Origin of the sequence: Pannonibacter indicus, assembly GCF_001418225.1 — a bacterium.
Lineage (GTDB): Bacteria > Pseudomonadota > Alphaproteobacteria > Rhizobiales > Stappiaceae > Pannonibacter > Pannonibacter indicus.
Genome location: NZ_LIPT01000004.1, coordinates 115,863 through 130,731, shown reverse-complemented (window position 1 = coordinate 130,731; position 14,869 = coordinate 115,863). Strand labels below are relative to the sequence as shown.

The 14,869-nt window shown below is 63.1% G+C and carries 10 protein-coding genes and 1 pseudogene; 5 read left to right on the top strand and 6 right to left on the bottom strand.

Annotated features, from left to right (window positions below):
- Positions 1 to 18: 18 nt before the first annotated feature.
- Both sufB and ASC48_RS08875 read right to left on the bottom strand, forming a co-directional pair.
- The gene (gene sufB, locus ASC48_RS08880; RefSeq protein WP_055455400.1) at positions 19 to 1,491 is read right to left on the bottom strand and encodes a Fe-S cluster assembly protein SufB; all 1,473 of its coding nucleotides are present in this window, start codon (positions 1,489 to 1,491) and stop codon (positions 19 to 21) included.
- Between the two features lie 156 nt (positions 1,492 to 1,647).
- Positions 1,648 to 2,817, bottom strand: coding sequence for a cysteine desulfurase family protein (locus tag ASC48_RS08875; protein ID WP_055455399.1), 1,170 nt, complete (start codon positions 2,815 to 2,817; stop codon positions 1,648 to 1,650).
- Positions 2,818 to 3,133: 316 nt separating this feature from the next.
- Between ASC48_RS08875 and ASC48_RS08870 the strand changes: the two genes are divergently transcribed.
- Positions 3,134 to 3,853, top strand: a complete 720-nt coding sequence (locus tag ASC48_RS08870) for an alpha/beta hydrolase (RefSeq protein ID WP_055455398.1) — start codon at positions 3,134 to 3,136, stop codon at positions 3,851 to 3,853.
- Between the two features lie 276 nt (positions 3,854 to 4,129).
- Here ASC48_RS08870 and ASC48_RS08865 read toward each other — a convergent pair whose 3' ends face one another.
- Positions 4,130 to 4,516 carry an NADH:ubiquinone oxidoreductase subunit NDUFA12 gene (locus ASC48_RS08865; protein WP_050475204.1) on the bottom strand — a complete coding sequence of 129 codons (387 nt, stop codon included), beginning with the start codon at positions 4,514 to 4,516 and terminating at the stop codon, positions 4,130 to 4,132.
- Positions 4,517 to 4,695: 179 nt separating this feature from the next.
- Complete coding sequence (locus tag ASC48_RS08860; protein ID WP_208975626.1) at positions 4,696 to 5,439, bottom strand: response regulator; 744 nt, start codon at positions 5,437 to 5,439, stop codon at positions 4,696 to 4,698.
- 692 nt (positions 5,440 to 6,131) lie between these two features.
- On the opposite strand from ASC48_RS08860, the gene ASC48_RS08855 reads away from it, so the two are divergent.
- From ASC48_RS08855 to ASC48_RS08840, 4 genes and pseudogenes are all read left to right on the top strand, one after another.
- Positions 6,132 to 9,869, top strand: a complete 3,738-nt coding sequence (locus ASC48_RS08855) for a vitamin B12-dependent ribonucleotide reductase (RefSeq protein WP_055455514.1) — start codon at positions 6,132 to 6,134, stop codon at positions 9,867 to 9,869.
- Between the two features lie 318 nt (positions 9,870 to 10,187).
- Positions 10,188 to 10,418 (top strand): annotated as a pseudogene (locus tag ASC48_RS08850) (helix-turn-helix domain-containing protein); the annotation flags it as partial.
- 104 nt (positions 10,419 to 10,522) lie between these two features.
- Entirely contained in the window at positions 10,523 to 10,729 is a 207-nt protein-coding gene (locus ASC48_RS08845; RefSeq protein WP_055455395.1) for a hypothetical protein, read from the top strand.
- 7 nt (positions 10,730 to 10,736) lie between these two features.
- Positions 10,737 to 11,441, top strand: a complete 705-nt coding sequence (locus ASC48_RS08840; protein ID WP_055455394.1) for a nucleotidyl transferase AbiEii/AbiGii toxin family protein — start codon at positions 10,737 to 10,739, stop codon at positions 11,439 to 11,441.
- A 144-nt stretch (positions 11,442 to 11,585) separates the two neighbouring features.
- On the opposite strand, the gene ASC48_RS08835 is transcribed toward ASC48_RS08840, so the two are convergent.
- Positions 11,586 to 13,604: a L,D-transpeptidase family protein gene (locus ASC48_RS08835; RefSeq protein ID WP_055455393.1), complete on the bottom strand. Its 2,019-nt coding sequence runs from the start codon at positions 13,602 to 13,604 to the stop codon at positions 11,586 to 11,588.
- A 353-nt stretch (positions 13,605 to 13,957) separates the two neighbouring features.
- Positions 13,958 to 14,515, bottom strand: a complete 558-nt coding sequence (locus ASC48_RS08830; protein ID WP_055455392.1) for a single-stranded DNA-binding protein — start codon at positions 14,513 to 14,515, stop codon at positions 13,958 to 13,960.
- Positions 14,516 to 14,869: the final 354 nt, after the last annotated feature.

Sequence of the window (14,869 nt, the reverse complement as noted above, 5' to 3'; positions counted from 1 at the left end):
TGACGGGGCGAGACGTTCTTACCCCACGCTGCCTTCCAAACTGATCGAGATCAGCTTCTGGGCTTCGACGGCAAATTCCATCGGCAGCTGCTGGATCACGTCCTTGACGAAGCCGTTGACGATCAGCGCCACCGCCTCTTCTTCCGAAAGGCCGCGGGCAAGGCAGTAGAACATCTGATCGTCGGAGATCTTCGAGGTGGTGGCTTCGTGCTCGAAGACGGCCGATGCGTTCTTGCTCTCGATGTAGGGCACTGTATGCGCGCCGCAGTCCTGGCCGATCAGCAGGCTGTCGCACTGGGTGAAGTTGCGGGCGTTCGAGGCCTTGCGGTGCGCGGAGACGAGGCCGCGGTAGGTGTTCTGCGACTTTCCGGCAGAAATGCCCTTGGAGATGATGCGGCTCGACGTGTTCTTGCCGAGATGGATCATCTTGGTGCCGCTGTCGACCTGCTGATAACCATTGGACACGGCGATCGAGTAGAACTCGCCACGCGAATTGTCACCGCGCAGGATGCAGGACGGGTACTTCCAGGTGATGGCAGAGCCGGTTTCCACCTGCGTCCAGGAGATCTTGGAGTTCTTTCCACGGCAGTCGCCACGCTTGGTGACGAAGTTGTAGATGCCGCCCTTGCCGTCCTTGTCGCCGGGGAACCAGTTCTGGACGGTGGAATACTTGATCTCGGCGTCATCCAGCGCGATCAGCTCGACGACAGCTGCATGCAGCTGGTTCTCGTCGCGCTGCGGCGCGGTGCAGCCTTCCAGATAGGACACATAGGCGCCCTTGTCGGCGATGATCAGCGTGCGCTCGAACTGGCCGGTGTTCTTCTCGTTGATACGGAAGTAGGTGGACAGTTCCATCGGGCAGCGGACGCCCTCCGGCACATAGACGAAGGAGCCGTCGGAGAAGACCGCCGAGTTCAGCGTCGCATAGTAGTTGTCCGTCACCGGCACCACGGAGCCGAGATACTTGCGGACGAGGTCCGGGTACTCGCGCAGGGCTTCGGAGATGGAACAGAAGATGACGCCGGCCTTCTTCAGCTCGTCCTTGAAAGTGGTGACCACGGACACGCTGTCGAAGACGGCGTCCACGGCGACGCGGTTCTGCGGCTCAACACCGGCGAGGATCTCCTGTTCGCGCAGCGGAATGCCCAGCTTCTCGTAGGTCCGCAGCAGTTCCGGGTCCACCTCGTCGAGGCTCTTCGGCCTTTCGACGGACTTGGGCGCGGACCAGTAGTACAGCTCCTGCAGGTCGATCGGCGGATAGCTGACGCGGGCCCAGGTGGGCTCTTCCATGGTCTGGAAGCGGCGCAGCGCATCAAGGCGCCACTCGGTCATCCACTCCGGCTCGTTCTTCTTGGCCGAAAGGAAGCGCACGGTTTCCTCGGAAAGGCCCTTTGCCGCCGTTTCCGACTCGATGTCGGTGACGAAGCCGTATTTGTACTGGTCGACGTCAATCGCTTTGACCCGGTCGATCGTTTCCTGCACAGCGGGCATGTCTTTGTCTCCATTCCGCCGCCCTCAGATCCGGGGCGGTCCATCTTCCCTGCCCCCGTTCTACGGCGGCAGGGTCATCTCAGGTTAAGCCCGCCGGCACGAAAAAGCTGGAGGGCGGTTTCAGGCCCCGTCCGGGGCAATTTCAAAGCCGTATCTTCAGGCTGCCTTGCCGGTTGCCGAAGGATTGAGCGTGGCTGCCACCCTGCCCCAGACCTCCAGGAAGCGGGTGATATCCGCTTCCTGCGTCGTCCAGCCAAGGCTGACCCGCAGCGCACAGCGTCCCAGATCCTCCGCAACGCCCATGGCGGTGAGCACATGCGACGCGCCGACCTTGCCCGAGGAGCAAGCCGAGCCGGAGGAAAGGGCGATGCCGTTGAGGTCCAGAGCCATAAGCGCCATTTCGGACGGAACGCCCGGAACGGCAAAACACGTCGTGTTCGCAAGGCGGGGCGCATCCGCGCCAAACACCACCGTTGATGCAGATATAAGGCGCAAACCCTCTTCGAGAAGCCCCCGAAGCCTTGCGAGGCTTGCAAATTCCTCAAGCATTGTGGAGCCATCGCGCGCAATGGCACCGAAAGCGGCAATGGCGGCGGCATTTTCCGTGCCCGCACGCCGGTGCTGCTCCTGCCCGCCACCAGCCAGAAGCGGTGCAGGTGCCAATGCGGACGTGCGCAGCACAAGCGCGCCAATGCCCTGCGGGCCGCCCATCTTGTGGGCAGAAAGGCTCACAGCATCCGCCTGCCATCCAGCAATATCCACCGGCAGGCGGCCGCCGAACTGCACGCCATCCACATGGAAGATTCCGCCAGCGGCTTTCACCCGGGCACCGATTTCGGCCAGAGGCTGGATGACGCCCGTTTCATTGTTCGCCGCCATCACCGACACAAGCGCCGGACCACCAGCGGCGAGCAACTCGTCCAGATGATCAAGCCGCAGCACGCCGTTTTCACCGGTGGCGATATGGGAAATCTCGCGCGCTGCAAAGCGGCCGCCAGCGCGCACGCTCGGATGCTCAACGGCGGACATCAGCAGCCGGTCCAGATAGACCGGACCGTCATTGCCCTGCCAGCGCGGGCTGAGGGCCAGAACATTGGCTTCCGTTGCGCCACTGGTGAAGATGACCGAACGGGCCTTGACGCCGCACATGGCAGCAAGCGTTTCGCGGGCATCTTCCACGATGCCGCGCAGCTTGCGCCCTTCCCCATGCACCGAGGACGGATTGCCCGTGACGCCCAGCACCTCGACCATGCGTGCGAGCGCCTGCGGGCGCAACGGCGCGCTCGCGTTGTGATCCAGATAAAGACGCTCGGTTCCGCCGTTCATGGCCCGGTTCCAACTCCATTCAGCCTGGTTTGCCCTCTTCGCCGCTAGCGTTCGGACAAGGCCGGTAGCGCCTCTTTTTCAAGTCAAGTCAACGGAAAACTTGAAATTCCCCGCCCACATGATGATAAGTGCGCCAAGCGCCCGAATTCGAACCGGCACGCTTCACGCGGCTGCATTCGAATTTGAAGCATTCTAAAGAAGCTTTTAGAAACTCGGAACCTCAGAGTCAAGTTTCCTGCTCAGGGATTCCACGTACAAAATCCTCATTTTTTCCGGACCAGAAGGCCCGGAAAGCGAGAAAAGGACATCGCGCTTCATGCCCGAGGTGATTTTCAACGGCCCTGCCGGACGTCTGGAAGGCCGTTTCCATCCCGCCAAAAAGCGGAACGCGCCCATCGCACTGGTGCTGCATCCGCATCCGCAGTTCGGCGGGACGATGAACAATCAGGTCGTCTACCAGCTGTATTACATGTTCGCCCAGCGTGGTTTTGCCGTGCTGCGCTTCAACTTCCGTGGCGTCGGCCGGTCGCAGGGGTCCTTCGACCACGGCCAGGGCGAGCTGTCGGATGCTGCCGCGGCCCTCGACTGGGTGCAGACGGTTCATCCCGACGCACGCGGCTGCTGGATCGCCGGCTTCTCCTTCGGCGCCTGGATCGGCATGCAGCTTCTGATGCGCCGTCCGGAAGTGGAAGGCTTCATCTCGGTTGCCCCTCCGGCGAACCTGTTCGACTTTTCCTTCCTCGCCCCCTGCCCGTCGTCCGGCCTGCTCATCCATGGCGATAACGACAAGGTCGTGCCGCAGAAGGACGTGCAGAACCTCGTCGACAAGCTGAAGACGCAGAAGGGCATCGTCATCGATCACGAGACGATCCCCGGCGCGAACCACTTCTTCGAAAACAGCGTCGAGGAGCTGATGCTGCGTTGCGGCACCTATCTCGACAAGCGCCTCGGTGTTGACGCCCTCCCCGTCCTGCCGCCGCCCCCGGCGGACACGGGCGAGGATTTCGCCGAGGATCTGGACGAAGACGAGGAGTGATCCCCGTCATTTGTCCAGCAAATGCCGTTCACGGCGTATCGAAACCCGTCAGAGCAATCTGGCGGGTTTTTTGTTGTGCGGGGGGCGCTCTGCAGAGGGGGGTGTAAGGGGCTCTGTGCCTTCCATCCCGCCTGGGCCACCGCCCCGGCCAAGCGGAGGCAAGGGCATCCCCCCCGCACAACAAGAAAACCCGCCGGATCACACCAGCGGGCTCTTGAAACTCAGGCAGCACTGCGCGGCTTACTTGCCCAGTTACTGGCCCAATTACTGGCCCAATTACTGGCCAGGCGTCCAGGCCTGATAGTCGCCGGTCACTTCCGGGCGCTTTTCCGGGGTCAGGATCGAGCCCTTGGGACGGTAAGCCTCCGGCGTGCCCGTGCGGTTGCCATGATGCGGAGCCTGCCAGGACTTGGCGTGATAGTTCTCTTCCGTCGGCGGCGTATCGACGCGATGGTGCATCCAGCCATGCCAGCCCGGAGGGATCATCGAAGCTTCGGCGAGGCCATTATAGATGACCCAGCGCTTCTTGCCGCCCCGCTCCTTGTAATAGGTATTGCCGAACTCGTCCTGACCGACAAGCTCGCCCTTGCGCCAGGTGAAGAACCGGGTGCCCATGGTCTGGCCGTTCCACCAAGTGAAGATTTGCAGGAGAAGGGTCTTCATCCGCTGTCTGCTCCGAATCGGGCGGATCAACTGCCGCCCCCGAAAAGAACTGGCTGCCAATGCAGCCCGATGTTGCGGCAACATGTAGCCGGAATTCTCCGGCCCGTCCACATGGCTGCGGCATTTTGCGCCGCTTCGCCGCAGCGCCAGAACAGGAAACCGGCCGCCTGGCGTGGCAGCTATCTCAGAGCCTTGCGCAGCGCAGCGAATCGCGGTCCCGGCACTGGCGGTTTCGGCTCGTCCGTCTTCGGCTTCTGCACCGGCTTTGTGGTGCTCCGGGCAACGGCCGCCATGCGTCCGGCCTGCGAATCAAGCGCCGCTGCGGCGTTCGAGCCATCCTCGTTGAAGACGTGCTCCACCGTCTCCTTCACTTCCTGATAGCGGCGGGTCGCCCGCTGGTGATAGGCGCGCGCGCCATCCAGCGTCTTCATCTTGCCTGCCTGCTGCTGCAACAAAAGTCCAATACCCTCAATGGAATAGAAGCCGTTCTTGTCAGGGATCATTTCCCTTGCATCATTGAGCAGCCAGTTCAGCCGGGCGTGGATCATCGAGGGCGAAACGGGCTTGGCCAACAGATGATGCGCCCCCGCCCGGAACGCCTTCTCGACAAAGGCCCGCGTGCCATGGGCGGTGACGAACAGCAGCGGCACAAAACAAAGCGGCGCCATGTTCTTGTGCCGGATCAGCCGCAACATCTGGTAGCCCGTCGCCGGTTCCATACGCCAGTCGGAAAGAATGAGATTGGGCGGCTCGGTGAGCATGGATTCCAGCGCCGCATCCACCGTATCGAACACCCGCACCCGCTCGACCTTGAAGCTTAGAAGTATCGAGCGAAGAATGGTCTGCATCTGCCTTGAATCCTCGACGACAACCACGTCGAGTTCCTCGAAGGTCAGGCCATAGGCCGCATGATGGTTGGACATGAAATCAGGCCCCCTGCCGGAGATGAACCGCCCTTCTTCTCGCATGCCGCGCTTAAACCCGCTTGAAATGCGGTGGCGGCCTTTTCGTCAAATTGTCATCATCAATCAGCAACATGGCAGGCATTGCTGGCATCATCCCCGCGTGGGCCCTCGCGCGCTTCAACTTGATGCAAGATTGCAATGACCTGCATCAAATCACGGCTTTCCCCCGCTCTCCCCGATTTCCACAAGAGCTACTAGATTTAGATTGCCGGCCAATTTTTACACACAAGCGATAGTTCCACAAACTTGACGGTAACCGATGATTCACACTAATGTCCGGAACGTCACGATGAGTGTTCCGGCGGGCAGGCAGGCGTCTGTTTCCGCCCAGTAGAACCGGTTTCCGGCAGCATAATGAACCCGCGGCAGCGGCCTCCCGCGCGCCGCCTTCCGTTGCGCTGGCAGCCTGGACATCGCGGCACCCTGCCTCTGGCTGTCCGCATGCGGAAACACCAGTGGCAGGCCACCAGGGTGGCAGGATCAGGGAATTCCTCACTGTAAAGAGTGAGCCGGCTCTGAACCGGGCCTCGATTGACAGGGTAGCGGTACTATTGAACGTCCGGGATGCGGCTGCGCCCGGGCAACGGATTTTTGCGGCCTGACGCAAGGCGGATCGCCTGCCGGGCCGGCACGTTGAAGGGGGCATGGGAATGCGGATTGAACGGCGTTACACCAAGGATGGACAGTCCCCTTACGCTGAGATCGACTTCACCACGACCACGAGCGAGATCCGCAATCCGGATGGCTCCATCGTGTTCCGTCTCGCGGACATTCAGGTTCCGGCCCAGTTCTCGCAGGTCGCCTCCGACATTCTCGCCCAGAAATATTTCCGCAAGGCCGGCGTTCCGGCCCGCCTGAAGCCGGTGGAAGAGAACACCGTTCCCTCCTGGCTGTGGCGCCGCGAGGCCGACATGGCCGCCCTCGAAGCCCTGCCCGAGGGCGAGCGCTTCGGCTCCGAGACCGACGCACGCCAGGTCTTCGACCGTCTGGCCGGCACCTGGACCTACTGGGGCTGGAAGGGCGGCTATTTCGACGGCGAGGCCGATGCCCAGGCCTTCTACGACGAGCTGCGTTTCATGCTGGCGACCCAGAAGGTGGCACCAAACAGCCCGCAGTGGTTCAACACCGGCCTGCACTGGGCCTATGGCATCGACGGCCCCAGCCAGGGCCACTTCTATGTCGATTTCCAGACCGGCGAGCTGGTGAAGTCAGCCACCGCCTATGAGCATCCGCAGCCGCACGCATGCTTCATTCAGTCCGTGGAAGACGATCTCGTTAACGAGAACGGCATCATGGACCTGTGGGTGCGCGAGGCGCGCCTGTTCAAATACGGCTCGGGCACCGGCTCCAACTTCTCGCGCCTGCGCGGTGAAGGCGAGAAGCTGTCCGGCGGCGGCCGCTCCTCCGGCCTGATGAGCTTCCTGAAGATCGGTGACCGGGCTGCGGGCGCCATCAAGTCCGGCGGCACCACCCGGCGCGCCGCCAAGATGGTGGTCGTGGATGTGGACCATCCGGACATCGAGGACTACATCAACTGGAAGGTCAAGGAAGAGCAGAAGGTGGCCGCCCTCGTCACCGGCTCGAAGATCTGCCAGAAGCACCTGACCGCCATCATGAAGGCCTGCGTCAATTGCGAGGCGGACAATGGCGACTGCTTCGACCCGGCCAGGAACCCGGCCCTGAAGCGCGAAATCCGCGCCGCCAAGAAGATGATGGTGCCGGAAAACTACATCCGCCGCGTCATCCAGTTCGCCCGTCAAGGCTACACCAACATCGAGTTCCCCTCCTACAACACCGACTGGGATTCGGAAGCCTATCTGACCGTTTCCGGCCAGAACTCCAACAACTCCGTGCGCGTCACCGACGGCTTCCTCAAGGCCGTGACAGATGACAGCACCTGGGACCTGACCGCCCGCAAAGACGGCAAGGTGATGAAGACGCTGAAGGCGCGCGAGCTGTGGGAGCAGATCGGCTATGCCGCCTGGGCCTCCGCCGATCCCGGCATCCAGTATCACACCACCATCAACGACTGGCACACCTGCCCGGCCTCGGGCGAGATCCGCGCCTCCAACCCCTGCTCGGAATACATGTTCCTGGACGACACGGCCTGCAATCTGGCGTCCCTGAACCTGATGCAGTTCCGCCGCGCGGACCGCTCCTTTGACGTGGACGCCTATGAGCATGCGGTGCGCCTGTGGACCGTGGTGCTGGAAATCTCCGTGCTCATGGCGCAGTTCCCCTCGAAGGAAATCGCCGAGCTGTCCTACCGCTTCCGCACCCTCGGCCTTGGCTATGCCAACATCGGCGGCCTGCTGATGACCTCCGGCATCCCCTATGACAGCGATGCGGGCCGCGCCCTTTGCGGTGCCCTGTCGGCCATCATGACCGGCGTGTCCTATGCCACCTCCGCCGAAATGGCCGGTGAGCTGGGGGCCTTCCCCGGCTATGGCGACAACGCCGCCCACATGCTGCGCGTCATCCGCAACCACCGCCGCGCCGCCCATGGCGAGGCAGCGGGCTACGAGGCGCTGTCCACCAATCCGGTGCCGCTGGACCATGCCTCCTGCCCCGACAAGGTGCTGATCGAGCGGTCGAAGCTGGCCTGGGACCGGGCGCTGGAGCTGGGCGAAAAGTACGGCTACCGCAATGCGCAGGTCTCCGTCATCGCCCCCACCGGCACCATCGGCCTGGTGATGGACTGCGACACCACCGGCATCGAGCCCGACTTCGCGCTGGTGAAGTTCAAGAAGCTGGCCGGCGGCGGCTATTTCAAGATCATCAACCGCGCCGTGCCCGAAGCCCTCGAAGTGCTGGGCTATAAGCCGAACGAGATCGCCGAGATCGAGGCCTATGCCGTCGGCCATGGCTCGCTGGATCAGGCACCGGGCGTCAACCCGTCCAGCCTCAAGGCCAAAGGCTTCACCGAGGACAGCCTTGCCAAGCTCAAGGGTTCGCTGAAGTCGGCCTTCGACATCAAGTTCGTCTTCAACCGCTGGACGCTGGGCGATGAACAGCTGACCGCCCTTGGCGTCACGGCGGAGCAGATGAACGACCCGGCCTTCGAGCTGCTGCCGTTCCTCGGCTTCTCCAAGGCCGAGATCGAGGCTGCCAACATCCACGTCTGCGGCGCCATGACGCTGGAAGGCGCGCCCTTCCTGAAGAAGGAGCATTACCCGGTCTTCGACTGCGCCAACCCCTGCGGCAAGACCGGCAAGCGCTACCTTTCGGTCGAAAGCCACATTCGCATGATGGCCGCCGCCCAGCCCTTCATCTCCGGCGCCATTTCCAAGACGATCAACATGCCGAACGAGGCGACCGTTGACGACTGCAAGGAAGCCTACATGCTGTCCTGGCGGCTGGCGCTGAAGGCCAACGCGCTCTACCGCGACGGCTCCAAGCTGTCCCAGCCGCTGAACTCGCAGCTCATCGCCGATGAGGACGAGGACGCGGAAGAGGCTGCCGAGGCGATTGCCGCCAAGCCTGCCGCTGCCAAGGCCGAAGTCATCGCCGAGCGCATCGTCGAGCGGATCATCGAGCGCACCGTCCGTGCCCGCGAGAAGATGCCGGACCGGCGCAAGGGCTACACCCAGAAGGCCCGCGTCGGCGGCCACAAGGTGTATCTCACCACAGGCGAATATCAGGATGGCCGCCTCGGCGAGATCTTCATCGACATGCACAAGGAAGGCGCCGCCTTCCGCTCCCTGATGAACAACTTCGCCATCGCCATCTCGCTCGGCCTGCAATATGGCGTGCCGCTGGAGGAATATGTCGACGCCTTCACCTTCACCCGCTTTGAACCGGCGGGCATGGTGCAGGGCAACGAGGCGATCAAGAACGCCACGTCGATCCTCGACTACATCTTCCGCGAGCTCGCCGTCTCTTACCTCGGCCGTCATGACCTTGCGCACGTGCCGCCGGAAGCCATCGGCAACACCGGCATCAGCGCGGGCGCCAGCGAAGGGCGCGGCGAACAGGGCGTCGTCTCCCACGGCCTCGTGCGCGGCCAGACCGAGCGCTTCCGCCTCGTCTCCGCCAGCGGCGAACCGGCCGGCTCGCTCGCGGGTCAAAGCGCAGCGCATGGTACAGCAGCAGGGGGCATCGCTCCGGCCGTAAAGGGCACCGCAACCGCCCCCATCGCCCAGACTGTGGCCCAGACCTCCGCCGTCGCCACCGCCTTTGCCCGCTCGGGCAACACGGAACTGGCCATCAAACTCGAAACAGCCCCAGCCCCGGTAGCAGCCCCCTCCTCCGCCGCCGAGCGCATCGCCCAGGCGCGGATGAAAGGCTACGAAGGCGAAAGCTGCTCCGAATGCGGCAACTTCACCATGGTCCGCAACGGCACCTGCCTGAAATGCGACACCTGCGGCTCAACGAGCGGGTGCAGCTGAGAGGGAGTGAGTGAACCCGAACCGCCCCGGCTGATTGAGCCAGCGGGCAGTTTGGGGGAGCCATGAAAACGGAAAAACCCGCTTGCCGGAGACGGCGGGCGGGTTTTTATTTGTCATTTGGAGCAAGGAAGCCAAGCTGAGAGGTAAGAGGGTGTCAGGCGAAGGCGTCCCCTCCAGAGTAATTGTAGTCCCAAGATAGCCTGTATGTCCTGAGACGGTAATTACCTGACAGTTGGCTCACCCTTAAGGGTGTGGCCATGCCGCGTTGGAGCGAGTTTGATGGTGTCGCCAAACATCACAAATCCGAGGACAACGAACATGACCACGAAGGACAAGATAGCACGGCGGAAGCTGTCTCTGCTGGACCTTGCGAGCGAACTTTTGAACGTCAGCCGTGCCTGCAAGGTGATGGGCTATTCGCGCCAGCAGTTCTATGAGATCCGGCGCAATTTCCAGACCTGCGGCGCTGAAGGCCTGATCGACCGGCTGCCCGGCGCGAAGGGCCCGCACCCCAACCGCATGCCTGCGGAGATCGAGGCGGCGGTTCTGGCAGGGCTCATATGGGCGCAGCACGCCGCCGGTCCGGCTGAACAAATGCCCCCACACTGGATATTTCCGGGAAAGAGCTCTATATTTGAGGCTGCGAGGCAGACATGAAGATTGAGACAAGCCACTATCCGCAGCTCAGGCTGCTCTGCTGGAGCCGTCCCGGAAATCCGGTGCTGGACGGACAGGAGGCTTTTGATCTTTACGAGCGCAACTGGCGTTTTGTCGATACGGAAGCTCTTGAGGACGGCGAACGCAGCCTGATTGCCCTGCTGACGGCACGCTATGGCAACGGCATCATGCTGGCTGCCTGAGGCTGGCATGGCAAGGTTCTTCAAGCGCCCGCACCATCAGGCCATTCTGACTGCCCTGCATGGGCTGAACGGCGAGTTGATGCACCGTGCGCAGTGCTTTTTTGGCGGCGGCACCGCAATCGTGCTGCAACTCGGCGAATACAGAGAAAGCGTTGACATCGATTTTCTCTGCGCCTCGCAGGAAGGTTACCGCCTGATCCGGCAAACCGTCTTTGGCGCAGGGCTTGCGGGTCTGATCCGGCCGGAGGCTGAGATTACCCCCCTGCGGGAGGTGAAGACGGATCAATATGGCATCCGCACAGCATTTGAATGCGGCGGCGCGCAGATAAAGTTCGAGATCATCCGGGAAGCGCGTGTCACCCTGAACGGTGCTTTCGATCCGGACCTGAGAGTGCCGGTTCTTGCCCGCCCCGACCTGTATCTGGAGAAACTGCTGGCCAATGCCGACCGCTGGGCAGACAGGGCCGTACTCAGCCGGGACATCATTGACCTTTCGATGATGATATCCAGCTGGGGCGATATTCCGGCTGCGGCATGGACACGCGCCCGCGAGGCCTACGGCGACACGGCCGGGCAAGCCTATGCGCAGGCCGTCGAATTGATCCGTGACCCTGAATACTTGCGGCATTGCATGGAAAGAATGGCTATGAGTGCCACCCTTGCGGACACCATTCTCGCACAGCACGGCGGACCTCTGCCCAAGGCCCGCTAAGCCAGCGGCTCAAACGCTCCCGGATACGGCACGTGCGGGTCGCATGGACGCTGTCCATCAGGCAAATTGCCGCCCCTTCCCTGCCCCGCAAGAAAAAAGGCGGCACCGGTTGGGCCGCCTTCATGAGGTTTATGCGTTCAGACCTCAGCTTTCCGCCGTTCCCCGCGCCTTGCGGGTGGCTTCGAGGGCTTTTTGCAGGTAGGCGTCGCGGTCGTAGACATCGCCGAAATAGCCGATGCTGCCATCCGTCTGCGGCCAGGCGGTGAAATAGGCGATATAGACCGGGATGTTCCCGGCAACATCTTCCGAGTTGTTCTTGCCCGTGGCAATGCGGCTGGCCACATGCGCCTCGGTCTTGCCCAGCACGGCAGCGGCCATGGCGCGCGGGTCGGCGAGGCGCACGCAGCCGTGGCTGAAGGCGCGCATGTCCTTCTTGAACAGTGAGCGCGACGGCGTGTCATGCATGTAGATGGCGTGCTTGTTGGGGAAGAGGATCTTCAGCTCGCCAAGCGCATTGTCATCGCCCGGGCGCTGGCGCACGTTGACCCGCATCTTGCCGGTCGCCACCGCATGCCAGTCGACACTGGCCGAGGAAACCGGCTTGCCCGCCGCCGTCGTCACCTCGTATCCGGCCTTGTCGAGCCATGCCGGATCCTGCTGCAGCTTCGACAACTTCTCATTGACAATGATCGAATAGGGCACGCCCCAATAGGGGTTGTATTCCACCGTCTCGATGGTGTCGTAGAAGAAGTTGGTCTGGTTCGACTTCTTGCCGATGACCGCGCGCATTTCCAGCGGCGCCCTGCCCGGCTCGAAATAGGCAACCGTGAAGGCCGGCTGGTTGATGAAGACGCGGCGCTCGCCCAGGTTTTCCGGCAGCCAGCGCATCCGCTCCAGCGCCAGTTCCACCTTGGCGATCTTCGAGGCATTGCTTTCGCCCGTCAGCGCCTGGATGGTGCCCGCCCCCACAACGCCATCGGCATCGAGCCCGGCTTCGGCCTGATATGCCTTGACCAGATCCGCGATGGCATCGCTGTAAAGCTCCTCCCCCATATAGGTGTCGAGCAGATCCTTGTGCGCCTCCAGCAGCGCCGCAGAGCCGCGCAGGCGGATGGCAGCAACTACGTTCTTCACCTCGGGGCTGGACTTGCCGACTTTAAGCAGCGTGCCCGGCGCGATCACGACCTGCGGGGTATCGGAGGTCTCGCGCTTCAGCCGCGCCAGCTCTTCCACCAGCGCAGTGAACTGGGGCGACGCCAGCTGGCGCGAGCGCAGGTACTGCCCGGCATCGGCTGCAGCCGCCAGCCCTTTCGCCTCTGCCGTCAGGTCCACCTTGTGGCGCGGCAGGTCGTGATAGCCGGAGATGCGGTTCGGATCGACCCGGCCACGGCGCGCGTCCAGCACATAGGTCAGCGCCGCGATGGAGGCCTTCACCTCAAAATCCACCAGGGCGGCATCGCGGGCCGCCGGCTCAAGGCCGGTGAGCGCAGGGGCCTCGACCCGGTAATCGGCCGGATCCAGCCCGAAATCCCCTGCCCGCTCCAGCTCGGACTTCAGCGCGGCGAACCGGGCACTGGGCGCACCATTCTCGACCCAGATGAAACGCGGCTCCTGCGCATAGAACGTTTCGACCGCTTTTGCCACTTCCGGCAAGGCCTTGAAGCTGAGCGCGGCAAAGGCCGGGCGTGCCGCGTCGAAGGCCAGAGCCGCCTTATCCGCGGCGGGCGCCGGCTGAACGGCCGGCGAAGCGATGCTGCCGGTCTGGTCAGCCACAGAGCGAGGTGCAACGCCCTGAGGTGCAACGGGCCGAGCGGACACGGTCAGCGCTGTGCCAGTCCCACTGGACATGGCACCCCCGGCCGTTTGAGCTGTGGCGGGCTGGGGGCTTACGGCCAGCGCCTTCAGAGAGAAGGCCGCCAGCTGATCGGCCTTGTATGTGTAATATTTCGGAGCGGAGACCTTGTTGGCGGCGATCACGGCCTTGTCCAGCACCGGCGCCGGTGCCGGCTGAACAGGCTGGGGCTCTTCCACGGGGCGCCCGCCGAAAATCCGGTCCAGAAACGCATCGGCAGGCTGAACGCTGGCGGTCAGCGTGAGGGAAGCAATAGCAGCGCTTGCCAGAAGTGTGGAGAGGAAACGTGCGGGCTGCAGCGTATGACGCATGGTCTCAAAAGGCCTCAAGCTCGAAATCAGATGAGGACCGGCCACTCGCCCCCGGGGCCAGTCCGCTCAATGATGCCGGGGCAGTCCACAAAGCCTCGCAGGTATAAGATCTTGCCGCTGTGACCGGTGTCACAGGAACGCCGGACCGGCAGATGGAGCACGGTTTCCGAACGTTCAGCCCCTGCAGACTGTTCCGCTGGCAGAGCGCAAAGCTACCCTGCCAGCAGCAACCAGACGGTTAATGAAACCCAACCCTCACAGTTTGAAACGCATGCCCGGCCCGGCGCGCCCCTGCCTCTCTCTGCAAGGGCGGCCATCAGGCCCGGCCATCCACAGGCTTGCGCAACACTCCGTCAGAACGGGATCTCGTCGTCCATGCCGCCGCCATAGCCGCCGCCTGCACCACCGGAGCCGCCGGAGCCACTCCCATAACCGCCGCCACCGTAACCGCCGCCGCCCGAACCACCGCCATAGCCGCCGCCACCGCTGGAGCCACCATCATAGCCGCCCGAGCCGTAATCCGGCAGTGCGCCGCCACCGCCACCACCGCCGCCTCCGCCGCGCCCGTCCAGCATGGTCAGTGCCGAGTTGAAGCCCTGCAGCACCACTTCGGTGGAGAAGCGCTCCTGGCCGCTCTGATCCTGCCATTTGCGGGTCTGCAGCTGGCCCTCGATGTAAACCTTCGCGCCCTTGCGCAGGTACTGCTCGGCAATCTTGCAAAGGCCTTCATTGAAGATCACCACCCGGTGCCATTCGGTGCGCTCGCGCCGCTCCCCCGACCCGCGGTCCCGCCACGTCTCGGATGTGGCAATGCGCAAATTGGCGATGGCACGGCCATCCTGCGTGCGGCGGATCTCGGGATCCGCCCCCAGATTGCCAACCAGAATGACCTTGTTCACGCTACCCGCCATACCAGTGGCTCCTGCTTTTGTCTGTCCTTTGTCGTCCAAGCCCGGCACGGGCACAGCCCAAGGCCGGCGCCGCCCTGCGCCTGTCCGCTGCTCACAAGAACAGCCTGGAAACACGCCCCCTCCGGCCCGGAAGCCAGATCAGGCGCCCTTCTGGACGGCAGCAGAAACCGGTTGACCGGGCGACCCTACCGCCTCTTCGCCCCTCATGCGAACCATTCTGCCCGGCTGCGCCGCGTTGTCCACAAAGCTGGCCGCTTTCAAGCCGATGCAGGCATAGATTGTTCCTTTTTTGTTCCTGCCGTCAAGAGCCATTTTCCTGCCTTTGCGTCAAAAACCCGGCCCCGCCGGAAAAGA